The sequence below is a fragment of the Shewanella indica genome (assembly GCF_002836975.1).
GTDB lineage: Bacteria > Pseudomonadota > Gammaproteobacteria > Enterobacterales > Shewanellaceae > Shewanella > Shewanella indica.
In genome coordinates, this window is record NZ_NIJK01000052.1 from 38,808 (window position 1) to 61,719 (window position 22,912).

Below are 22,912 nucleotides of genomic sequence, written 5' to 3' on the forward strand. Positions count from 1 at the left end.
AGCTTAACCGCGACTGGTAACTTCAAGCAGGTGAAAACCAAAAGCCGTTTTCACCGGCCCCTGTACTTCATTGAGCGGCGCGCTGAACACCACTTCATCAAACTCACGCACCATCATTCCCGGGCCAAATGAGCCCAGCTCGCCGCCTTGTGCACCAGAAGGACAGGCAGAATGTTGACGGGCCAACTCGGCAAAATCGGCGCCATCGATAATCTGTTGTTTCAAGCTGGCGCATTCTGCTTCGGTTTTTACCAGTAGATGTCTTGCTGTTGCCTGTACCATAATTTGCTCCTCAGTAATCTTGGCCAAGTGGCCTTTTTTCGGTCGGTCACCGAACAAACCCGGCCAGTATAATATCATTCTGTGTCAGAAGTTAACTGACACAACAATAATGGCAGGCCGTGAGTCAAAGATAAAAAACGCCGTCAGATGACGGCGTTTTGAGTTTGCTTATCAAAGACTCGACTTTAATTCAGTCTCAGGCTGATGCTTTTTGCTTCAGCTGTTTTTCTATCCAGAGATCTATCTTGGCTTCCATCACCGCCATGGGTAAGGAACCTGTGGTGAGAATTTGATCGTGGAAGGCCTTGAGGTCGAAATTATCCCCCAGGGCTTTCTCGGCCCGGGCTCTGAGCTCCAGGATCTTCAGCTGACCAACTTTATAAGACAGTGCCTGACCAGGAATTGCCATATAGCGCTCCACCTCGGCGATGATGTCGCTTTCCGCCAGTGGAGAGTTGTCTTTCATATACTGAATCGCCTGTTCGCGGCTCCAGCCCTTGGCATGCAGGCCGGTATCCACCACCAGACGCATCGCCCGCAGCATTTCATCCGAGAGCTTGCCGAAATATTGGTACGGATCTTCAAACAAACCCATCTCTATTCCAAGATATTCGGCATAGAGGGCCCAGCCCTCTTCAAAGGCGGTATAACCGCTGAAACGTTGGAACTCAGGCACGCCCTGCAGCTCTTGCTTGATGGCTATTTGGAAGTGGTGACCCGGCGCCGCCTCATGCAATGACAAGGTAGTCATGCCCCACTTGGGCTGAGCTTTCAGGTTATAGGTGTTGATGTAAAACACCCCTGGACGACTGCCATCGACGGCCGGTGCTTCATAGGAAGCTCCCGCGGCCGATTTTTCACGGAAGCTTTCAACCGGCTTCACCACATAGTCGGCCTTGGGCATCACATTGAAGTAACCGGGCAATACGGCATTGATTTTATCCTTAAGCACCATATAGCCGTCAATTAAGCCCTGCCTGTCACTGAAGAAGTACTCTGGCTCGGATGACAGTGAAGCAAAGAAGGCCTTGAGATCACCTTCAAAACCCACTTGCTGGCGCACCTTGTCCATTTCATCGAGGATCCGCGCCACTTCCTTGAGGCCGATTTGGTGAATATCGTCCACCGCCATAGTGGTTGTGGTATGAGCATTGGCCAGATGTTGGTACCAAACTTTACCGTTAGGCAGCGCCCACCAACCGTCAGTGGCCCGCGAGGCCGGCAGATAGGTTTGCTCAAAATATTGCTTGAGAGAAGCGATAGCCGGCAGCAATTCTTGACTGATCATCTGCTGATATTCCTGCTCAATCAAGGCGCGTTCGGCGGCGTTGAAACTCTCAGGCATCTTGGTCACAGGGGCGTAGAAGATACTGTCTTGAGGCTTATCCACCAACTGTGCCTGCAACTGAGGGATAAGCCGCTCGACCAATACCCGTGGCAGCACAACCTTGCTGGCAATGCCCTCATCCATACGCTGTTTCGCCAGCTCTGTCCAATTGACAAAACCTTTCACCCTCTGCTGCCAGTTGGCGTAATCCTGCGGGGTATTGAAAGGCTGGGCACTCTCACCGCTGCCAAGCTGCACCATGGTAATCACTGTGCTGTAGAACTGGCTTATTGGCATAAAACGGCTGGGGAAGGTTTCATCCACCAACGCCATATCCCTGTCATAGACAAACATGTCGTAACTGAGTTGCAACTGTTCGGGCAAGGCTTGTTTGTCTATGGTCTTGGCCTGGGCGGCGTAGCGGCTGTTGAGTTCATGACGCTGTTTGAGGTAGGCCTCGGATAGGTCGCCACCGAAAGTATCGTTATAGTCATTGACCCCAACAAAGGTGGCGTAGATGGGCTCAAGCTTGAGGTAGTCCTTGAAGAACTGATCCACCATGGCGAGATAAGCCTGCTCTGCCGTTTGTACCATTACCGCAGCGGGCTGTTGCTCCGCCTGAGGCTGAGTCACCAAACTGCTCTCCTCTTTGGAGCAACCGCTCAACGCCAAAATAATAGAGCACAGCAAAAACCCTTTTTTCATTGTCGTCATTCTCCTGTCACAACTCAGTAGATGGATTGGTTAACTATACTTGTAACATTCATTAGCTCGGAGCCAACCCATGATTTATTCCTTCAGTAACTCGGGTTTCAGGGATCCGGAAACCGGGGTCTATAACCGGACCTATTTTATGGAAGTCTTCCACCGCGAATGGTATCGCCATCTGCGAGATCACCAGAGTCTGGCGCTATTGTATCTTTGCCCTCACATACATGAAACAGTTAACCAACCTCACCTGCTGGAATTCTTTGCCAAACAGATACAAGAAGCCTTGCTGCGCAATACCGACCTAATGGGACGCATGAACCACCATCTGTTCGCCCTCGGTCTATTCAACGTCGATAAGATGGGAGCCAAGAAGGTAATTGAACGGATTAATGAGAAAATCAACAAGTTCAGCGAAGAATATAACAAATTTCATCACCTGCAGCTGGACTACCGCCTGGCGGCCTGTATTTGCCAACCCAGCAGAGAACTGAAACCCGAAACCCTGTTTATTGATGTTGAAACCCTGACCCATCAGTTGGAACAGCAAGACAACACACTTTCCAGTGTCAGAGAGATCCACTGAATCATTGCAAAAGGTTTATCGCAGAATCGCAAAGGTCTCAACAGCAGATTATTGATGACTAAACTGGCCAGGATAAAATGAACCTGGCCTTGGTTAGTTTTGCTGCCCCAAACGGCTGAAATAACCGGGTGGATACCCGAGCCAATGCTTGAAACTTTGACGAAAGTGACAACTATCGCTATACCCCAAACGCTCGGCAATCTCGCTCACCGACAATTGGCCTTCGAGGATCCAGCTTACCGCTCGCTGACACCTTTGCTGATCCACCAGGCGTTGATAACTGCTGCCCAGGGCTGCCAACTTGCGCCTCAAACTACGACTGCTCATGTGTAGCCTGAGTGCCATGGTTTCCAGCGTTGGCACAAAGGGGAAATCGCCATCAAGTTCGTCAATAATTTTTTCAATCAGCGAACTCTGCTGCTCAAAGTTTTGACTGCGAGCCGAGAACTGAGTCAGATCCACTGCAAGCGCCAACCAAGATTTGTCGAGGCGCCATTCATTGAAATCACTCTGAAACTCCACCCGCTTGGCCAGTTTTGCCAAGCCTGCAGACGGCCTCAAGGTGCCGGTAATACTGATAGCGTTAAAAACGATCTCTTGGCCGGTCAACTCCCGCGCTAAACTCAGCAGTGCGCCTATGCTGTGAAGAAATTCGCCACGATAGATTAACGGCTCGGCCCGGCCGGTATTGAGCCAGCGCAGGCTGATTTGATGCTCATCCTCCAGCAGTAAAAGATCAGCAAAACTTCCCACCCACTTGGGATGATTTAGCACAAACTCCAGGCACTCACCAAGACTCCGACATTCTCCAAGCAAAGGCAACAGAAAGCCCAAGTCAGTTACCCGAGTGTAGAGACCGGCCAGCAGGCTAACATCCTCACGTCGGCTGCGCTGCATTAAAAACGCTATCGTGGCGCTGAGTTGCCAAACCCTTACCCATTGGCACTCCTTGAGCTCATTGATACCCGTGCCTATGTGCTGGCATAGCTCTTCGGTAGCCTCGGTTCCCAATTGTGACTGAATAAAACGAATAAGGTTGGCCAGTTCAAAAGCCGGGTACGCCTGATCCCCAACCATCATATTGGCTCGGTATTTGATCTGCATTGCCATTGTTATCTTTTTGTTAATCACCCAAAACTGTTTTAGCGTATCCAGCAAGAGAATTAAAGACGTACCGCATAAAAAACCCCGGGAAGCCGGGGTCTGATTATCGAGTTAGCGAGATATCAAGGGTTAGATTGGTCGATTTTTCTCAGCCAACTTGTTATAGCAGGCATTAAGCATCAAAGAAGCGCTGTGAGCCAACTTGTCAGCCAGTTTCTTACGCAGCTGATATTTTACCTTGATCACAGTCCGATCCGAGGCCAGCTTCAGCAAGAGATCGTCACTGGTGCCCACTTCATCTATGAGTCCCAGCTCTATAGCTTGCTGACCATACCAATGCTCACCTGTTGCCACCTTGTCCAGTTCCAGTTGCGGCCGATAGCGACCGACAAAGTCCTTGAACAGCAAATGGGTTTCTTCCAGTTCCTGTTGAAACTTGGCTCTGCCTTCATCAGTATTCTCACCAAAGAGTGTCAGGGTACGCTTAAAGTCGCCGGCGGTATGCTGTTCATAATCAATGTCATGCTTCTTCAGCAGCTTGTTAAAGTTAGGTAATTGGGCAACAACACCTATGGAGCCTATGATAGCGAACGGTGCAGCAATAATGCGGTCGGCAACGCAGGCCATCATATAACCGCCACTGGCAGCCACTTTATCCACGCATATGGTCAACGGCAATCCAGCACTGCGGATCCTGTCCAGTTGGCTGGCAGCCAGGCCATACCCATGAACCATGCCACCACCACTCTCAACACTGGCTACAACTTCATCACCTTCCTCGGCAATCGCCAAAATAGCGCTGATCTCTTCCCGCAGCGATGCGACTTCGGCGGCTTCTATGCCGCCTTTGAACTCGACGACATATACCTTGGGATCTTTGACGTCCCCGGCATCCAGTGCCTTGTCATGGGCTTTTTGCTCCGCTTTGAGTTGTTTCTCATAGGCCTTGAATGCCTTTTTGCCCAAGAGTTCAGCCTTGAGATGATGCTTGAGCGATTTGAGTTCATCACTGAGATGAGTCAGTTTCAACTCGCCCCTGTCACTCTTTTGTTTTACTGCCGAAGCCACCACAATCACCACTATGGCGCCGATAGCAACCACCAGGGTAATCGCCTTGGCAAGAAATAGTCCGTACTCGTATAAAAATTCCACTAAGGGGTTCCTTTCACTGCGAGAAAGCACACAAAATTGCGCTATTCTAGCAGTCCTTTTACGGATAAAAAAACCCGATGCAAATCAGTTAAGCGAACATCAATAAACTTGAGGGCTTCAGAAGGAGTTTGAAAGTCCCTCTAAAGCCCTCGTTGTCTCTATCGTTTGCCTATTAAAACGCCGTTTTATTTTTTCGGCCAAGTTGTGAGTCGAACATGCCTGATTATCTAAAGAAGTGGCAAACTAATCCGCATTTGGCGCTTGTATTCGTTAATGCCTTTCTTTCACTCTCAAAATGAATCAATTCCTATGTAAAATATCGCCGGTGCGAGTATCTACTTGGGTAACGATGCCTGATGGCCACTGACGAAAGCATCCAATGCTGTTCTGGCGCGGCTTTCAGCATCAGCCAGGCTGTCGCTTGCCTTCATAGGCTCAACCACTTCGTAATAGCACTTGATCTTGGGTTCGGTTCCCGAAGGCCTTACTATCACTCGGGCACCGCCTTCAAGATGGAAAGTCAGCACATCACTGGCCGGTAATTCGATGATCTCCCGCCGCCCATCGGCGTAACGCCGCTCGGCCGATTTGAGATCCTCGGTCACCAATACCGCCATGCCCGCAATGGACTCGGGAGGATTGGCCCGCAGATGGGCACCGATATCCGGCGTTCCCGGCTTAAGCGCTATGCTCACCTGAGTATTGAGGTGCAAGCCATAGTCGCGATAGAGTTGTTCCAGTCTGTCCCAGATGGTTTTATCCTGTGCCGCCAGCTCGGCAGTCAGCTGGGCAAAAGCCACCAGCGCCGACAGGCCGTCCTTATCCCACACCATGCTGCCCACTGTGTAGCCCAGCGCCTCTTCATAGGCAAACAGGAATTTATTGCTGTCGCTCTGTCGCTGCATACCAACATTGGTGAGCCATTTGAAACCTGTGAGCGTGGTATAAAACTCACCGTCCTTGGCCTTGGCGATTTTGGAGAGCAAGGTTGAAGAGACTATGGTGGTTCCCAGTAGACGCTGATTGGCCGGCGCCTTGGACAATAAATAGTGGCCCAGCAAGGCTCCCACCTGATCGCCGGTAAGCATTTGATATTCGCCGTCATCACGGCGCACGGCCACCGCCAGCCTATCTGCATCCGGATCGTTGGCACAGGCCAGCAGCGCCTGATGCTGCTTGGCCTCGGCAATCACCAGATCCATGGCGCCCTTCTCTTCCGGGTTGGGGAACTTAACCGTTGGGAAGTCACCGTCCGGTTTTTCTTGGGCGGCGACAGAATAAACCTGGGTAAAACCGGCATCCTTGAGCACTGTCTTGGCCATTTCTGCGCCAACACCATGCATGGCGGTATAGGCCAGGCTCACCCTTTCGGGCGCCGTTTTGTGCTGCAACACATCGGCATGGAACACACCGCGGCGATAGTCCTGATAGAAATCATCCTGCAGCCAGATGAGTTTACCCTGCTTGGTGGCTTCACTCTGCTCCAGCCAAGGCAGCTCTTCGTTGGCAGCCTTATCTATGCAGGCTGCAATACCTGAGTCGTGTGGCGGAATGATCTGCGCGCCATTCCCCCAATAAACCTTGTAGCCGTTGTATTGCGGCGGGTTATGGCTGGCGGTCACTACGATGCCGGCGGCAGCTTCAAAGTGTTTCACCCCAAAGGCTACCAGCGGCGTGGCGGCCACTTTGGCGGTGAGTCGCACCTTAATCCCCATGGCGGTCAACACGCTAGCGGCATCATGGGCGAAGGTACGTGAATCATGGCGGCCATCGAAACCTATCACCACACCGCGGCTGGCGGCATCTTTAACCTGGGCGAGCAGATACTGCCCCAGGCCCGCTGTGGTTTGGCGGATAACCAAACGGTTCATTCGCATTGGACCGGCGCCGACCACGCCCCTGAGACCGGCGGTGCCGAAGGCCAAACGGCCGGCAAAGCGGGCGGCCAATTCAGTTTCATTGCCTTCGGCTTTAAGACTCAATAGCTCATCCCGGGTTTTAGGGTCGGGATCTATCTCCAGCCAATGTTTCAGTTGCAGCTCCAGATGAGTATTCATAGGGTGGCCTCTTTGATAATCAGTTTCATTCCAAAGTAAGAAAATCTCAGGTCCGCGACAAGTGAATTTGCATTAATTTTATGATTTTGCTCAGGCTTTAGAGCCCCTCTTCCGGTTTAAGTTAGCTGTTTGTCGTCAGTTTGGGGTGTCTACAGCGGCAATTAAGGACTAAGGAAGGTTGAGCTCTCGGCTTTCATAACACCTGTGACTTACAAACAGATAGGTGCAACTATTTCAGCGGGACATATTAATGGAGATGACATTGTTGAAGATCTCCTTGTCAAATTGCTGCTCCAGTTGCTGCCGCCAGGGCATGGGACAGACGCGCACCAGAAAGAACTGCTCACGAGAAGTGTCTGTCACAAACGCCATACCGTGCTGCATCAATTCGTAGTGGATATCATGGACAAACACCATGGAGAAATTCTGCCGCCCGGTTAGCTGGTTGATATCCTCACGGCTCATGCTTACCCCATGCTCTACCTGCTCGAAGCGCTTGTAAAGCCAGTCGGCAAACTCTTTGGCACTGACCATAGACATAATCCCATTCCTTATAGAAGTTTGAGCCACTCAAAGCTTTGTCAGCCGTTTGAAACCCAGCCAAATTGGCGATGGCATAGAGTGCCTATGGCGAGCCAAGTTAGTTAGTCATCGGCTGGCTATATTCATAAACTATAGTCGAGCACAGCAAACTAAGGAGTTGAATAGCCTTCAAACCGAATTGCACAGCTGAATTGATGGGGAATACATGAGGCGAAAATGCCTCGCAAACTTGATTGCGAGGCATTTAGCAAAACGTCAGAAATTATTATAAGGTTTTCTAAAACTTGAAAATATTATCCCCTGAATCCCGGTCCACCAGCTTGATGAAGGGGTCGACCCCGACATAGGCAGGCTTTTCGCTCAGCACCAGTTCGAGATGGTTCTCTCCGCTCTTGAGCCGATATTTCTGCAGCGACAACACCTGATCATCCTGCTTGAGCTTGTCCGGGTTGACCTTGAAGGCGCCTATATCAATCCATTCATCCAGCGGTACTTCCTGCTCGGCGCCCTTCTCTGAAGCGACCCGGCGCTGGGCATAGATATCCAGACTGACTTTAAACTGGCCTTCCGGCGTTTCGGTTACCTTGGCCTCGGTCAGACGCAGGTCATAGAGACTGATCTCAGAGAAGGAGTTCTCAATGAAACGCGCCTCGGCACCGTCCGTATTCCGTTTCAGATAGCTGAGCAGTTCCAGAGTGGTCGGGAAAGGATCGCCGCGGAACTTGTAACGCTCAAGGAATGCCTTCAAATTGGCATTGAGCCGTTCTTCACCCAGGCGGTCACGGATCCCCATCATGATCACCGAGCCCTTCTGGTAATGGATATAGCCCTGCCCTTCACTGCGCAGCAACGGCTGTTCGCCCTTGCTTTCCGATGAGCGACCTCGCAGGTAGCGGTCAAGCTCATACTTGAGGAAGCGGCGCAGCATCTGCGGGCCATACTTGTGCTCCATCACCATCAGCGCCGAGTATTGCGACAGGCTCTCGGAGATAACCGCACTGCCCTGTACATCGGCAGCGCCAACCTGATGCCCCCACCACTGGTGTGCCACTTCGTGGGCCGTCACATAATAGACGGGGTCAATATTGTCCGAGTTGCGCAGGTCGGCGATAAAGCCGATACGCTCAGAGTAAGGCACAGTGTTGGCAAAACTCTGGGCAAAGGAGCGATAACCGGGAAACTCTACTATACGCAGTTGCTTGTGTTGATAGGGACCAAAAGCCTGGGTGTAATAGTCGATAGAGTCTTTCACCGACTCTATCATTCGCTCCACGTTCCAATAGTGGGCCGAATGATAGTACACCTCGATCACTATGTCCTTGTACTTCTGCCGGTCCACTTCGAAACGTCCGGAGAGGATCGAATAGAAGTTAACCATGGGGCTATCCATCTTGTAATGGAAGAAGTTGCGACCATTTTCACGCCATTGCCGCTGCAGGTATCCGGGCACCAGTGCCATCTGCTGGCCTGAGGTGGAAACCGTGGCTTCAAAATCGATAAAGTCGCCGTCTACGCCAAAGAAGTTCTGCCGATAAAAGCGCGTGTCTTCCAGCTTATTGGCTCTTGGTTTGTCTTCAAGACCACGTTTCTCACGCTCGTGGCGATCGCTGAGTTCATAGCCTTCCTGATACCCAAACTGAGGCAGCAGCTCGATATTATTGATAAAGGTGCCGTTTTCGACCATGGACAGATCGAAGTTGGACTCTTCAACCCCTTGGGTTTCCCGAATCAAATGAATGCGGCCGCTGATTTTCTCCCCCGGCGGCAACGGCTTGTCAAACACCAGCCAACTGATATTGAACTTATCGTCAAACTCGCCCAGAGTCGCCCCCGGTAAGGTGATACTGAGATCTTCCGCGCGGGTGTGGGACGGTAGACTGACCAGCAATTTGCTTATCGGCTTGTCCTGTTTGTTGACCCAATCAAGCTTGATATCGGCCTCGATTCGCCGTGACTCGGGATAGATATCAATGTCGGCCTTGACCGCAGTGGTGGTCAGCACGGGCAAAGACGCATACTGCTTGAACTTCTTCTCATAGTCGGCACGCAGGTCGGTTTCCTCATCATTGGTATAGTAATGATTGACCACCTTGGTCTGGTAGAAGATATAGCTGCCGCTGGCAACAAACAGCAGCACACCAAAGGCCGCCAGCAAGCGTCCCTTGGACCCCAGCTGACTGCCCAGCAGCGCAAACCTGTGTTTCAGAGGCTGTTTCGGCCCCCTGTGATAGAGACCATAACCGAGCACAAACAGCAGCAGTGAGAAACCGCCCCAATAGAGCATATACAGGCTGTGGCTCAAGAGTCCCCAGCCGTAACCATTCATATCCGAATAAACCAGGTAAGGGGAAGCGCCGAAGTTATACAGCGAATGACCAAATCCCCAACTGGCCATCACAAAGGTCGTCAGGTAGTAGGCGACAAACAGCCCCATACCGGCATACTTGTTCGGGCTGAGCACCTGAAAGAAAAACGCCAGAACCGCCGACATCAGCAGTGGCAACAGATAGTAAAAGCCCAACCTGATGGCGTATTGAGCCAATTCGAGATTGTACTGCCCCTTGAACAGTTGGAACGTAATTGTAGTCAGGGTCGCCAACAGGTACAGCAGCGCCATCACCAACACCACAGCCACCAGTTTGGAAGCCCAGAACACCAGGTTCGGCACAGGCAGACTGTCGACTATGTCCCCCATTCCGGAGTTGCGCTCACGCCAGACAATCTCGGCGCTGTAGTAGATGAGTACTATCACCATCAACAAGCCGGTGGCCCCGGCAATATTATCGACCATGTCCTGGGTCAGCGGCCAGTTGGAGGTACCATACCAACCAAAATCACCGAACATGGGCCCAACCAGGTTAAAGACGGTGAGCAGCCCCAAAATCACAAACGGTGCTGTGTAGAGCACCTGGCGGATTTCAAAGCCGACTCGAGCCTTGAACTGCGCCGAAGTCGATGGCGAGCTTGCGCGGCTCAGTTGCTGCAAAGGCTGCAATGTCGGGGTTGCAGACTGCTTGCCGGCGCGTTTGTCCTTCTTGCGAGTAAGTGTTGGTTGGCGCCAAACCTTGGCTACAAGCAGCAAGATGACAGCCAGAGAAAGCCACATGGCGCGGTTGCTGAGCATAACACCGGTCAGCTCCACCAACTGGGTGTTTTTCTCGGCTATGGTCCAGTAACGGGTAAGGTCGGCAAAGGTGCGCAGTGCAAAGGGATCCAACATGGCCGCCAGGGTGCGAAACTGCGGCTGGCTGGCCAGTTCGCCGGTGAGGTTATAGATAATAAGCAGTGCTACGGCGGTCAGATACAAACCCATCATGGAGCGAAAACGGCTGGCCATGGCATAAAACAGCGCCGATATCAGCAACAGGCTAGGCGCGGCCAACAGCAGCAAGGGCAGCAGATAATAGCTGAGCCGATTTTCACCGAAACGGCTGGCATCGACCCAAGGCATAAAAGAGCCGAGCCACATCGCCAGCGGCACCATAGAAAACACCGCCATGACCACCAGATAACTGCCGAAAAAACGCCCCAACTGATAGGCCAGCGGTGTCAGCGGTTTGGAATAGATCAGTTCCTCCATCCCGTGCTGCTGGTTGCGCACCGCTGTGCTACCGACAAAGTTGACCACGGCAAACATGGAGATAAAGCTCATGATCAGCAGGGTCTGGGCAATGCTGAAGGGGCTGTTCTTCAGCACCTCTCCACCACCACCTATCTGCACATTGTTGGATACAACGGATAGAAAGCTGATTAAAAACAACAGCAAAGAAACAACATAAAAAGATGGCTGCCGCAGATAGTAGCGCCATTCAAAGCGTAACATGGAAACAAACATGGGCAGTTCCTCAGGCAGCCTGAGCCGGCTTGCTGTTGCGGTGGCGATGCAGGGTGCTGAAATAAAGATCTTCCAACCCCGGCGTTGCCTGAGTAAAACCTTCCGGCGCCGAATCGGCCCAGACATGCAGCACAGTGCGACCGGCAAACAGGCGTTTGGCAATCACATTGAGCTGTTGTTCAAGCTCGCTGGCCTCGGCCTGGCTAACGGTGCGAGTCCAAATTTTTTGCTCCAAAGAGGCCACCAAATCCATGGGATTACCCTGCAGCAGGATCTGACCAGCGGCGAGCACCGCCATATTGGCGCAAAGCTCCGAGACATCTTCCACTATATGGGTCGAGAGGATAATCACCTTCTCTTCCCCCAGGCTCACCAACAGGTTGTGGAAACGGTTGCGCTCCTCAGGATCCAGGCCGGCAGTGGGTTCGTCAACAATCAACAGTTTGGGGTCGCCAAGCAGCGCCTGCGCAATCCCGAAACGTTGACGCATACCGCCGGAAAAACCGCTGACCGCCTTATTCTTGTGTTGATAAAGGTTGGTGTGTGCCAGTAAGCCATCCACCATCTCACGCCGTTCACCCTTGTTGTTGATCCCTTTGAGAATAGCCAGGTGATCGAGCAAGTCCCAGGCGCTGATCCTGGGGTAAACATTAAAATCCTGCGGCAGATACCCCAGGGTCTGGCGCAATTTTTGCGGCTGTTTGAGAATGTCTATGCCGTCGAAACTAATGCTGCCGCTATCGGCACTTTGCAATGCGGCTATGGTGCGCATCAAAGAGGATTTGCCTGCACCGTTGGGACCGAGCAGACCAAACATCCCTTTCTCTACCTGTAGATTTACATTATCCAGTGCCTTAACACCGTTATCATAGGTCTTGCTTAGGGCTTCGATACTGAGCATAGTTTCCTCATGCCGGAGAGATAAATGATGACCAAGCTAGCATGATTTAAACCTTGCGACCCGCAAAACTTGTAACAAAAAATCATACATTTAACATACTTTGTTCGCTAACACCGATAACCTTTTACTGGACACTTTCTCTTGTGCCGTTTGCCAACGGCTCGAGGCATCATCAAGAAGAATTAGCAGATACATTGATTATCCTGAGCGGGCACCCCTGGTTCGCGCTCCAAAAAATGTCGCCGGTGATGGATTATGCTATGTGCAGTACCTTGGCTGGACTATTTCACTTTTTTGCAGCGCCACCTCAGGAAGGGGCTCAAGGCTGACTTGTCCCAGGCTAAGGCGACTGTCGGCAAGGGTGAGCCTGATACGTTTGGCATTGAATTCGATATAAATAAGCGCCGGCTTTGTGCCGGACAACAGCTGCAACATATCATTTGCTTATGATTTTCTTGAGCTTAGGGAAGCCGACTTCGACTTGCCCCGGCATGCCTTCAGTCAGATGCCTTGAACGCCAATTGCTGTGTAAGCCACTCTCTACAAAAGTGAAGGCCACGAGGACTTATTCGCACCTTCCTTAGCTCGAGTGACCAAGAGAGCGCCTTAGCTTATTCATTCCCTGCTCCATACTGACGATGACCCTGTAATCCAGGTCCCGCTTGGCGGCTGAGATGTCGTAGTAGTGGCTGCAGGAAAGCTGTTTGGCGACAAAGCGGGTCATCAGTGGCTCCTGCTTGATAGCCAGCAGTCGGTATATTCCTTCGAGCATGGCGCCAATGGCGTAGGCCAAAGTGGCCGGCACCCGCTTTTCCACCGCGGGTAAATTGTCACAGGCAAGAATGCTGTCGAGCATGGCCGCCATAGTCAGGGGCTGATCGTTACTGACAAAATAGGCCTTGCCATTGCAGCGGCTAGGTTCGGCCAGCAGGCTTCTGGCCGCACTCAGGTGGGCAAAGGCGGCATTGTCGATATAGATGGTGTCCACCAATTTGTCTTCACGGCCCACCAACTTGAGCCGGCCCTTGCGACCTCGCTCCAGCACGCGGGGCACCAGATGAGGATCGCCAGGCCCCCAAATCAGGTGCGGCCGAATAGCCACTGTCTTCAAGCCGTTTTGGGCAGCGGCCAGCACCAACTCTTCCGCTTCCGACTTGGAGGCGCCGTAATGGTTGAGATAACGCCTGGCGTAGGGAACCGACTCATCGATACCTGCCTCATCCTTGCCATCGAAGGTGACACTCGGCGTGCTGGTATAAACCAAATAACCAATCCCCAATTCACGGGCGCAGGCGATGATGTTTTCTGTCCCCAACACATTGGGGCGAAAATAGCTTGCTCTGCTGCCCCAGACTCCAGCCTTGGAGGCAACGTGAAAGATAAGCTCACAGCCATCGAGGGCTTGTTTCAATGCTTGCTTGTCGCAAATATCGGCGCGCACCATGGTGGCGCCCATGGCCTCGAGCGCCGGATAATGGCCCCTGGCCACCCCCACTACTTGAATACCGGCGGCCAGCAGCGGCCGACATATGGCTTCTCCCAAAAAGCCTCCGGCGCCTGTCACCAACACCCGCTTGACTCGGGTCGCGAGTTCCCGGGCCAGCGCCAACAGCTCGGGATGAAGTTCATCATGCCCGTTTTCTTGTGACAAAGCCGCTGTCTCTTGTAATAAAGCCGCAGTCTCTTGTGACAAAGCCGCGGGCAAATCCTGCGACGAGGCCGGTGAACAGTCCTGTGATGACGAGGCTATTGACTCAGGTGATTGAGATTGCGGTGCAGATGTGGCCATAGTGGGTTTCTGTCTCTGTTATCTATTTTGGCTTCCAGCCGTTTCCAGCCAACTGTTTTTGCGCCCAAACGGCAAGTTGCTCGCGAAATATCTTGGCATTGTGGCGCACATCCATGGGAAAACCAGGATGCAACATAAAATGCCTGATGCCCCGGGTCAGTGGCTGCTTGTCGGCAAGTGCCTGCAACTCGGTAAACAGCTGTTGCTGCTCAGTTGGCGACAGGAATTGCTCAAGCTCGATGCAGATAAGCGGTACTTTTTCGGGCACAGTGCTATCAAGAGAAGTGCTATCAAGGAAAGTGCTCTCAGCGCCAGTAGTATAAGAGAAAGTGCTCTCTTGGACTTTCCCACCGCCGCCAGGCTTATTCTGCGTCAGTTCAACGCCAACCAATGCCGAACGTTTAACCTGAGGATGGGTATTGAAAATCCGCTCACAGGGAATAGACAGATAGCGCTTTTGCAGCTCACCGTCCTCAATGACATCCACTCTGTGGGCCTTACGGCCACACATCCACAAGCGGCCCTCGGCATCAAGATAACCGAGATCGCCCATCCGGTGCAGTTGCCTGCCTTCATAGGCAATCTTGGCCTGCTTGTTGGCGCCTTCGCGGCGATAGTAGCTCTGGTTGACCACAGCGCCGTCAACGACGATTTCGCCTATCTCCCCCGTCGCCAACTCGAGAGTCGGCGACCAGCTGTCGATGACCTCTTCACTGATCCCTATGATACTGACCCTTATTCCGGATACCGGCTTACCGACACAGATGCCGCCCCCCTTGTCGGTGATGGCGGCGGTAGCGCCAAGCGCCTTGCTGCCAATCATGGAGACAGGCAGGGATTCGGTGGCACCATAGGAGTTGAGCACTTCGACATCCTCGGCCAACATGGCGGAGAAACGCGCTATCGCCTTGGGGTCGGCCGGTGCGCCGGCGGATATCACCCGCTTCAAGCTGTGCAGCCGGCACCCGTTTCCGCCCTGTCCCAAACGGTCGAGCAAGGCGGGATTCACAAACATATTGCTGCAGGCATAGTGCTCTATGGCGGCAAACAGGTTTTCCGGTCTGGCGGTTATCGGTTTGCTGGCATCCATTTCAGGCACAATTGATGCCATCCCCAGCGCCGGACCAAAGAGGGCAAACAGTGGGAAGGTAGACAGATCCCGCTCGCCGGGACGAATGCCATAGTCATGTCGCAGCGCGGTTATCTGCGCCTCAAACATACCGTGGCTGTAAACCACGCCTTTTGGAGTGCCGGTGCTGCCACTGGTAAACAAGATGGCCGCCATCTGCTGCGCGCCGAGCTTCGCCATGGGAAATGTGACTGACTCGGGTGCCCTGGCCAACAAACGGCTGACACTGCTGCCACCCCAAGGAGGGTTACGGCCAAGAAAGCCTTCACCTGCCGTCAGCAACAAGCGGATACTGGGTTTGCCCCAACCGAACAGCAATCTGGCCACATGGGCCTTGGGGATCCCGATAAAGGCGTCGGGCTCGGCTTCGGCCAGACACTGCTTGAGCTTGGCGATCCCCATACCTGGGTCCACCATCACAGGGATGATCCCCGCCTTGAACAGGGCAAAGGTAAGCACAAAAAACTCTATCCCAGGAGTCACCATAAGCACGGCTTTCATCCCGGGCTTGAAGCCATAGTCGAGCAAGGCGCTGGCGAGTCGGTCGCTGTCGCTGTCCAGGGTCTTGAAATCAAGCTCCTGGTAACTGAACTTGCCAGCGCGGCGGCGCTGCACTGCAACCGCCAGGTCCTCGCTCTGGCTGATGGCCGCCTGTTTCAGGTGGCGACACAGGTTGTGCCCCTTGGCGGAGTTTGCCTCCGGGGCCGGTTCATTGGCAGCCATTTGCGAGTCTTCGGCGGGTGGGAGCATCTCAGTCAGCGCTCCCGGCTGGGGTGATTTCCGCCGATGCCTTTTCTTCAGGGTTAGATGTTTGTTCGTCGGCGCTTTCAGCCACGGCCGTTTCAGCGATAAAGCGGCGAATATGGGCTATCACCTCATCACTGGCGTCTTCAAGAATATAATGGCCGCAGTCGGCAAAGGCGTGCAGCTCGGCTTTGGGCAAGCGCTGCTGCCAACCTTCAAGGAAGTGCCGGTCAAAGACAAAGTCCTTGAGGCCCCAAAGAATAATGGTCGGCACCTGGGTAAACTGCTGCAAACTGGCATCAATCGACTGTACCAAGTCCCAGTTTCTGTCGCCGGGCTTGAGCGGAATATCCTGTACAAACCTCAAAGTCGAGATTCGATTTTGCCAGGAGTTGAATGGTGCCACATAGGCACGGCGCACATCCGCGGCCATGGGCGCACGTTTGACCCCCACATAGGAAGCGGCGGACGAGAAGGCATTGAAGCCCCGCACCAGCAGGGTGCCAAGCGCGGTATCGCGGCAGATTTTTAGCGCCAGCGGTAAGGGCTTGCTCTTTGGCAAACCGAAGGCGGCGGTATTGAGCAGCACCAGGCGTTTAATCCGCTCGGGATAGCGGGCGGCATAGCCCATGCCTATCATGCCGCCCCAGTCATGCAGCACCAGTGTGATATTGCTGCGAATATCCAGACTGTCCAGCAGTGCTTCCAGATCGTCGATACGCTGCGCCAGAGTGTAGTCATAGGCATCATCGCCCGGTTTGTCGGACAAGCCGCAACCTATATGATCCGGCACCACACATTCATATTGGTCGCTTAACGCCTGCACCAGGTTACGGTAGTAAAAAGACCAACTGGGGTTACCGTGCACCATCACCACGGCATCGGGGCGTCGGCCGTTAATTCCGGCGGGTTTTTCATGCACATAATGCAGTTTGTGGCCGCCGAGCGTGATGAAATGACGCTTGAACGGGAAGAGTGTATCTAGGGTGGCCATTGGCTATCCTGTTGTTAATTTTGGTTATTTAGGCACTATTCTAATGGGCCCTGTCGAATGGGCATTGTCTAAAACCTGTATCAAGGGCTTACCAGCGCAGCCCCAGCATCATGCAGTTGAGCCCCGAGCCTATGCCAAGAAAGCTCACCCGGTCGCCTGCCTGCAAAAAGCCTTCACCGTGGGCCAGCGCCGCCGACACAGGCAAAGAGACAGTGCCCATATTGCCAAGGCGGGCAAAGGTGGGAAACTCTTTGTGCTCGGCAATGCCCAGGGCGCCCAGTACTTGCTTACGGTTGGCAGCCCCCACCTGATGACAGATAACCTTATCCACCTGTCCGGCAAGCCACTGGCGCTGCTGCAAAAACTGCTCCCAGGTCTGGCGTGCCAGCTCCACCCCCTCCTTCAAAAGGGCAACGGCATCTGTGCGCATCACCTCGCGGTAGAGGCGGTTACCGACTTCGACAAAGCCCCACTGACACATCTGATGATGCTCCGGCGCCGCCAACTGACTGGCACCGAGCAGCTGATGCTTGCGGGAGGTGGTAAGCGGCAAGCTGCCATCTGTGAGGACAACGGCCACGGCACCTGAGCCGCCGGTCAGGGTGGCCAGAGACGCCGCAAAGTTTGCCATGCTGGGTTCGGCCAGCATCTGCTCTATGGACGCCTCGACTATCTCCCGGGATGATTCACAGGACACCACCATACCGGCACGGATCTGCCCCAGTTCAATACGGTTGGCCACATCCAGAATACCGGACAGGACTCCCAGGCAGGCGTTGCTGATATCAAAAACGGCGCAGCCGCGCCCGATACCTATGGCAGAAGCCACAGCGCAAGCCGTGGCCGGCTCATGCTGGTCACGGCACACGCCGGTGTAAACCAAGGCGCCAAGCGCTTTGGGATCCAGCCCAGTCTCGGCCAGCGCCTTTTGGGCGGCGCACACAGCGCCTTGGGAGACCTTGAAGCCCTTGGGCCACCAACGACGCTCCTCAATACCCGTCAGGGCAGCGAGTTGTCCAATGGGGATACGAAACTTTTGATAAAGCGGCGCAAGCCGGGATTCCAACTCGCGGCTGGACACCATTTCCGGCGCCAACTCATAAGCCAGACTATTGATATACACACGGGAATAATTCATGAAAAGCCAATCGCTCTCTCGGGCGCTCTGTGCCCTTGTTATCTTTTGGGGTCGTGATAATTAAGTCTTATGCCCCAGGCTGGCGCCATTTGAACAAGAAATGGCGGGGTATTCAATAAAAAACGCATTAAGCCGGTACCTGGCGCCGACTAATTCCCCGCTTGCGAGACATCTCTGTCCAAGCGGGCCTTGTTATTTCATTTATCGGCCGCCAGGCAACCAGGCATGGATCAAAGCGTTGCGCGGCGTGGTGGCCTGCTCACAAAAGGCGCCGAGCTGCACCCGGTAACCGGCCTCCAACAGGAAACATACCCTGTCAAGCAGCAGATACCGTTCAATAACCGGCCGAAACAGATGTGCCGCCAAGTCAATACGGGCGGTTAATCTGCGCCTTTGCTCCCCCAGGTGCTGATAGGCGGCAAAATCCACAGTCTCAGGCAATAGCACTCCCTTTTGCGCCGCGGCCCAAAGACAGAACTCCTTGAAGCTGCCGGACAACTGACTCTGCCGCACAGCAGGCAGTGGTAGATAAGTGTCCCGAGCGCGCACTTCACGCTGCAGACTATCGAATCCGAGCCGCCAACTGACCTCTTTGATCCTGTCGGCGCGCGCCTTTTGATTGGCAATAACACTGTGATTAAGCGGCAGTTGCAGCGCCGTCTTATCCAGTCGCAGCGCCTGCTCTTGGGCGCCTTGACTCAAGGGAGTGATATCGCCGGAGGGCAAGAGATGATAACAACACGGGGAAACCGAGACCACGGCAGTACCACTTGCAACTGCGCGGCGCAGCAGCGTCAGGTGCAGCTCACCGCAGGCATGCAGCGCAATGGCATGCTGTTTGGGCTTAAGATAACAAGGCTCGGCAGCAAAGGCATCGGCGCAGACAAATTGCTGCGGCAAGTTACGTTTTTTTGCCGCTAGCTCGCCGGCTTCACACAAAGATGCTTGCCACTCCAGGCTCAATACCGCCTTGCCGCTCAAGGCGCTGAGCAGGCGCCCGAGATGCCCTTTCCCGGCGCACCACTCCAATAAAGGAAAGGGGTTGTTATGGGTGGCTATGGTATTGGCAAAGCGGCTTATCTGCTGCCATTTTCGGCCCTTGATACCGGCACTGAGCCGGGCCTCGGTTGCCGCGCAAAGCTTAGGTTGGTCGTTATCCTTTGCAGGTGCCGGATAATCAAAGAGCTGCCAGGCAAAGTGTCTCTTATCCCACAGGGCCAATTCCTGCTCGCTCAAATCTGCAGCCAAGGCCGGCCAGAGGGTTGCCAACAACAATGACTGACTGGCATCGACAGTCTCGAGCGCATCGTCATCCAATGCCCAAAGCGCTGCGGCCAGCTTGGCAAAACGCTGCTGCCAGGGAAGTTTTTGATGCTCGAAACTTCTGACACTCCAAAGCTCGCGGCTTGAGAGCAACAATTGACTGAGCTGTTGAAGCTCTGATTTCACCTCGGGCAAGCTGCAATCAACTGCCGTCAGCCGGGTTTCAACCCTGTAAGCCACTGGCTCGGCTTGCCGGGAGGAATTCTGTTGGCAGTCACACATTTTACTGGCCCGATTAACTTAAAAGGGCTGCATTATAGCCCCTGGCTGCCTTTGAGGAAAATAGCGTTCCAAAGCAGCAAACTGGGGGCAAAGCCTTTGCGCAAGCTGGGGTTGAGTCTCCCGCTTGCTGAAAGCTTTACAGTCATAGAGAAATACCAGCAGTAAAGACAAATTCACATAACAAATTGATTAAAACTGGATAATTATTTCAATAAACTATGCCTAAAGCCCGAGTCATCATTTTTCCTGGCGGCCTGGCAACGAAAGCTGCCGCCGCTGTTTTCAGGTATAAATTTGCTCAAAGCTTTTACCGCGGCATCTGCCACAATAGACTGGTGCCCTCAAGCTGGCAAAACAATCGAACGAACTCAATCTAACGAAATGGTCGAGTGAAATCGGTCGAGCGAAATCAATCGCGCCAATTCACGGCACTACACTCAGCCGCTGAACAGAATATTGATAAGAAGGATGTTGAATGATCCAATCTCCCTGTGTGGCGCGCTGCGGCCTCAATGAAGACGACTTTTGTATGGGCTGCCTGCGCCATATAGATGAAATCGTCAATTGGAGCCACTGCCCGGACGAAGATAAACGCGCCATTATTGCCAAACTCCCGGAACGAAAACGCGCTTTTTCGGGCATGGAAAACAGCGGCATTATCAGTAGAGCCAAATACCTCGAGGCAGAGGCCAGGCTTGCACGCAGCGACAAGAGCAAAGCAAAAAAAGCGTGATACAACTTCAAGCGTTCAAGGCAACCAAGCCTTCAATAAAGAAAAAGACCGCTATTGCGGTCTTTTTGGAATTTATGGGTCACTCAGACATTACTGCGCTGAGCCGGCAGCGCCATTACCGTTATGGGAATGGTGAGTTTCTGTAAGACGACGCATCAGCGGCAATACCGCCAACGCGATAAAGGTACAAACCAGCGCCGCAATCCCCAACTTGTTGAACAAGCTGGTGTAGATAGGCAGAGTCTCAAGCGGATCTGTAATGTTCTTCGGCACACTGGCGAAGTTGGCCACCACACCACCCAGATACTGAGAGATGCCCGAGGCGACAAAATAAGCCCCCATCATAAAGCCACCCATGCGCTCAGGTACGTAACGGGCAATCATCGCCAAGCCCAAACCACTGACCAGCAGCTCACCAAGTGAGTATGCACCGTAACCCCAGATCATCACCCAGGAAGAGGTCTTGCCATCGACGGCGAACATACCGGCAAAGCTGTAGATAAAGAAACCCAGCGCCACTACGGCAAAACCCAGTGCGAACTTGGCGGCGATGGAAATATCCTTGTTGTTACGTCCGGCAGAGGCATAAACCCAGGCCAGCACAGGGCTGAGCAACATGATCCAGATAGGGTTCAAGGCCTGGAACTGCGCCGGTGACCAGGTCCACAGATCGACACCAAAGGCCTGGAAGTTCCAATCGACGTTACGCAGGGCAAACAGCGCCAGCGAGGTAGACATCTGCTGGTAGAACACAAAGAAGAATACAGTTTGTACCGTCAGAACCAAGGCGGCTATCAAACCGGCCCGCTCACTGGTTTCACTGTTTTTAATCAGGTAGATAAAGATACCGAGTACGGCAGCGCCTGCGGTGTAAACAAAGGCGCGGGCCACATCTTCATATTCAAGGATAAAGGCTGAAGCCACTACAGAAAGAGCCGCCAGGCCGAGTACCGCAAACAGCTTATTCATTTCCACCGGACGGGTATCCGGCTCTGAGCCATAGTTGGCCAGAGTTTTACGCATCATGGCGTAGTTGCCCAGTCCCACCAGCAAGCCCACGCAGCAAACGGCAAAAGCCGCGTGCCAACCGAACTCGTTGCCATAGTTAGCGTTGACGTAATCTTTAATCCAGGGAGTCAACAACATGGAGAAAGTAGAACCTACATTCACCGCCATGTAGTAGATGGTAAAGGCGCTGTCTATCTTGGAGTCGTCCCCCTCATAGATTTTACGCACCAGGTTACCGGCATTGGGTTTGAACAAACCGTTACCGACAACAATTACCCCCAGAGCCGAAAACAGGAACCAGGTGTTTTCGGTTGGCACTGTCATCAGGGCATAACCCAGAGACAGAATACCGGCACCGAGCAACATGGTGCGCTTGGTACCGAGGATCTTATCCCCGACCCAACCACCAATCGCCGGCGACACATAAATCAATGCGGCACAGGCACTCCATACCAGGTTGGCGCGACTGTCCTCAAACCCTAGACGCTGTACCATGAAGTACACGATAAGCGCCTGCATACCGTAATAACCGAAACGTTCCCATAGCTCGATAAGTGACACAGTCATAAAAGAATGTGTCTTACTTACCTTAGGAGACCCTAATGTCATTTTGCTTGCTTCCATCTTGATTTGAAATAATTGTCAGACGAGTATAAAACTGCAGGCCGCACAATCCAACGCAAACTCTGGGGCAAAACACACTTTGTCGCAATTCTCCTACTCAGCTCAAATTCCATTGGCGACTTTTTCAACAATGCTGGGTTATTCAAAAGAGTAAAACGGAGCAAACCTAGCTGTAACAAGGTCTTTTACTGGTTAATGAGAATATTTATCAGTATCAAAATCACCGCAAAGCCAAGGTCAGAACCGCTTTTATCAGCGCCTTTGATATAAAAAAACCGCCCTTGGATGGACGGTTTCCATTGAATAGCCTACGCCTTATCAGGCCGGGCAAGATAGGCGGTCAATCTTTGGTTGCCATTCTCGCCTTGAGATCGGCAAACGGATTGAAAGTGGCCGGCGCCTGTTTGGCTTCACTGGTGTCGCCGTACTGCACCAGTTCTTCAAACCTGGAATGCTCATTGTCATGGCAGTAGAGGCACAACAGCTCCCAGTTAGAGCCATCTGAAGGGTTATTGTCGTGATTGTGATCTCTGTGATGCACAGTCAACTCACGCAAGTTCTTGTGGGTGAACTCCCTGGCACAGCGGCCACAGACCCAGGGATACAGCTTGAGTGCCTGCTCCCGATAGCCCTTTTCACGACTCGCCTGATACTCACGGGCCTGTGCCAGCACCCGATCCAATTTACTCTGTTCTGCCATCTTTATTTTCCGG

General features: G+C 53.1%; 19 protein-coding genes. 3 read left to right on the plus strand and 16 right to left on the minus strand.

Annotated features, from left to right (window positions below; genetic code table 11):
* Positions 1–3: 3 nt before the first annotated feature.
* Both CX650_RS18250 and CX650_RS18255 read right to left on the minus strand, forming a co-directional pair.
* Entirely contained in the window at positions 4–360 is a 357-nt protein-coding gene (locus CX650_RS18250; RefSeq protein ID WP_472544889.1) for a peptidylprolyl isomerase, read from the minus strand.
* Positions 361–478: 118 nt separating this feature from the next.
* Entirely contained in the window at positions 479–2,314 is a 1,836-nt protein-coding gene (locus tag CX650_RS18255) for a DUF885 domain-containing protein (RefSeq protein ID WP_101096649.1), read from the minus strand.
* 79 nt (positions 2,315–2,393) lie between these two features.
* Between CX650_RS18255 and CX650_RS18260 the strand changes: the two genes are divergently transcribed.
* On the plus strand, positions 2,394–2,903 hold the full coding sequence (locus CX650_RS18260; RefSeq protein ID WP_101096650.1) for a diguanylate cyclase domain-containing protein: 510 nt from the start codon (positions 2,394–2,396) through the stop codon (positions 2,901–2,903).
* A gap of 93 nt (positions 2,904–2,996) precedes the next feature.
* On the opposite strand, the gene CX650_RS18265 is transcribed toward CX650_RS18260, so the two are convergent.
* The 12 genes from CX650_RS18265 to CX650_RS18315 all read right to left on the minus strand — a co-directional run bounded on the left by CX650_RS18265 (position 2,997) and on the right by CX650_RS18315 (position 19,792).
* Complete coding sequence (locus CX650_RS18265; RefSeq protein WP_224867317.1) at positions 2,997–4,007, minus strand: AraC family transcriptional regulator; 1,011 nt, start codon at positions 4,005–4,007, stop codon at positions 2,997–2,999.
* A 129-nt stretch (positions 4,008–4,136) separates the two neighbouring features.
* Complete coding sequence (gene sohB / locus CX650_RS18270; RefSeq protein WP_101055904.1) at positions 4,137–5,159, minus strand: protease SohB; 1,023 nt, start codon at positions 5,157–5,159, stop codon at positions 4,137–4,139.
* Positions 5,160–5,494: 335 nt separating this feature from the next.
* Positions 5,495–7,216, minus strand: coding sequence for a phospho-sugar mutase (locus CX650_RS18275; protein ID WP_101096652.1), 1,722 nt, complete (start codon positions 7,214–7,216; stop codon positions 5,495–5,497).
* 234 nt (positions 7,217–7,450) lie between these two features.
* Positions 7,451–7,756, minus strand: coding sequence for a hypothetical protein (locus CX650_RS18280; protein WP_025009827.1), 306 nt, complete (start codon positions 7,754–7,756; stop codon positions 7,451–7,453).
* A 280-nt stretch (positions 7,757–8,036) separates the two neighbouring features.
* Entirely contained in the window at positions 8,037–11,594 is a 3,558-nt protein-coding gene (locus tag CX650_RS18285; RefSeq protein ID WP_101096653.1) for an ABC transporter permease/M1 family aminopeptidase, read from the minus strand.
* 10 nt (positions 11,595–11,604) lie between these two features.
* The gene (locus tag CX650_RS18290) at positions 11,605–12,495 is read right to left on the minus strand and encodes an ABC transporter ATP-binding protein (protein WP_101096654.1); all 891 of its coding nucleotides are present in this window, start codon (positions 12,493–12,495) and stop codon (positions 11,605–11,607) included.
* Positions 12,496–12,753: 258 nt separating this feature from the next.
* On the minus strand, positions 12,754–12,930 hold the full coding sequence (locus tag CX650_RS20110) for a hypothetical protein (RefSeq protein ID WP_157823082.1): 177 nt from the start codon (positions 12,928–12,930) through the stop codon (positions 12,754–12,756).
* Between the two features lie 145 nt (positions 12,931–13,075).
* Positions 13,076–14,146, minus strand: a complete 1,071-nt coding sequence (gene oleD / locus CX650_RS18295; protein WP_373297499.1) for a 2-alkyl-3-oxoalkanoate reductase — start codon at positions 14,144–14,146, stop codon at positions 13,076–13,078.
* A 160-nt stretch (positions 14,147–14,306) separates the two neighbouring features.
* Complete coding sequence (locus CX650_RS18300) at positions 14,307–16,163, minus strand: fatty acid CoA ligase family protein (protein ID WP_167388659.1); 1,857 nt, start codon at positions 16,161–16,163, stop codon at positions 14,307–14,309.
* 1 nt (position 16,164) lies between these two features.
* Entirely contained in the window at positions 16,165–17,151 is a 987-nt protein-coding gene (locus tag CX650_RS18305; protein WP_101096656.1) for an alpha/beta fold hydrolase, read from the minus strand.
* Positions 17,152–17,239: 88 nt separating this feature from the next.
* Positions 17,240–18,289 carry a 3-oxoacyl-ACP synthase III gene (locus CX650_RS18310; RefSeq protein ID WP_101096657.1) on the minus strand — a complete coding sequence of 350 codons (1,050 nt, stop codon included), beginning with the start codon at positions 18,287–18,289 and terminating at the stop codon, positions 17,240–17,242.
* 201 nt (positions 18,290–18,490) lie between these two features.
* Complete coding sequence (locus CX650_RS18315) at positions 18,491–19,792, minus strand: class I SAM-dependent methyltransferase (protein WP_226684639.1); 1,302 nt, start codon at positions 19,790–19,792, stop codon at positions 18,491–18,493.
* Positions 19,793–19,819: 27 nt separating this feature from the next.
* On the opposite strand from CX650_RS18315, the gene CX650_RS20185 reads away from it, so the two are divergent.
* Entirely contained in the window at positions 19,820–19,999 is a 180-nt protein-coding gene (locus CX650_RS20185; RefSeq protein WP_101096659.1) for a hypothetical protein, read from the plus strand.
* 313 nt (positions 20,000–20,312) lie between these two features.
* Positions 20,313–20,567 carry a DUF1289 domain-containing protein gene (locus tag CX650_RS18325; protein WP_101096692.1) on the plus strand — a complete coding sequence of 85 codons (255 nt, stop codon included), beginning with the start codon at positions 20,313–20,315 and terminating at the stop codon, positions 20,565–20,567.
* 90 nt (positions 20,568–20,657) lie between these two features.
* Here the strand turns inward: CX650_RS18325 and CX650_RS18330 are convergent, their stop codons facing one another.
* Together CX650_RS18330 and CX650_RS18335 are read right to left on the minus strand one after the other, a co-directional pair.
* Positions 20,658–22,184 (minus strand): peptide MFS transporter, encoded by a 1,527-nt coding sequence (locus tag CX650_RS18330; protein WP_039033932.1) that lies wholly within the window; start codon positions 22,182–22,184, stop codon positions 20,658–20,660.
* Between the two features lie 355 nt (positions 22,185–22,539).
* Positions 22,540–22,899: a YajD family HNH nuclease gene (locus tag CX650_RS18335; RefSeq protein ID WP_101096660.1), complete on the minus strand. Its 360-nt coding sequence runs from the start codon at positions 22,897–22,899 to the stop codon at positions 22,540–22,542.
* Positions 22,900–22,912: the final 13 nt, after the last annotated feature.

What these genes read in the sequence shown, in the direction of transcription:
- CX650_RS20110 (WP_157823082.1), bottom strand. Translation starts at nt 12,930, where the DNA reads ATGTTGCAGCTGTTGTCCGGCACAAAGCCGGCGCTTATTTATATCGAA.
- CX650_RS18275 (WP_101096652.1), bottom strand. Translation starts at nt 7,216, where the DNA reads ATGAATACTCATCTGGAGCTGCAACTGAAACATTGGCTGGAGATAGAT.
- CX650_RS18305 (WP_101096656.1), bottom strand. Translation starts at nt 17,151, where the DNA reads ATGGCCACCCTAGATACACTCTTCCCGTTCAAGCGTCATTTCATCACG.
- CX650_RS18260 (WP_101096650.1), top strand. Translation starts at nt 2,394, where the DNA reads ATGATTTATTCCTTCAGTAACTCGGGTTTCAGGGATCCGGAAACCGGG.
- CX650_RS18310 (WP_101096657.1), bottom strand. Translation starts at nt 18,289, where the DNA reads ATGAATTATTCCCGTGTGTATATCAATAGTCTGGCTTATGAGTTGGCG.
- CX650_RS18300 (WP_167388659.1), bottom strand. Translation starts at nt 16,163, where the DNA reads ATGCTCCCACCCGCCGAAGACTCGCAAATGGCTGCCAATGAACCGGCC.
- CX650_RS18285 (WP_101096653.1), bottom strand. Translation starts at nt 11,594, where the DNA reads ATGTTTGTTTCCATGTTACGCTTTGAATGGCGCTACTATCTGCGGCAG.
- CX650_RS18250 (WP_472544889.1), bottom strand. Translation starts at nt 360, where the DNA reads ATGATATTATACTGGCCGGGTTTGTTCGGTGACCGACCGAAAAAAGGC.
- CX650_RS18255 (WP_101096649.1), bottom strand. Translation starts at nt 2,314, where the DNA reads ATGAAAAAAGGGTTTTTGCTGTGCTCTATTATTTTGGCGTTGAGCGGT.
- CX650_RS18335 (WP_101096660.1), bottom strand. Translation starts at nt 22,899, where the DNA reads ATGGCAGAACAGAGTAAATTGGATCGGGTGCTGGCACAGGCCCGTGAG.
- CX650_RS18290 (WP_101096654.1), bottom strand. Translation starts at nt 12,495, where the DNA reads ATGCTCAGTATCGAAGCCCTAAGCAAGACCTATGATAACGGTGTTAAG.
- CX650_RS18330 (WP_039033932.1), bottom strand. Translation starts at nt 22,184, where the DNA reads ATGACATTAGGGTCTCCTAAGGTAAGTAAGACACATTCTTTTATGACT.
- CX650_RS18280 (WP_025009827.1), bottom strand. Translation starts at nt 7,756, where the DNA reads ATGTCTATGGTCAGTGCCAAAGAGTTTGCCGACTGGCTTTACAAGCGC.
- CX650_RS18265 (WP_224867317.1), bottom strand. Translation starts at nt 4,007, where the DNA reads ATGCAGATCAAATACCGAGCCAATATGATGGTTGGGGATCAGGCGTAC.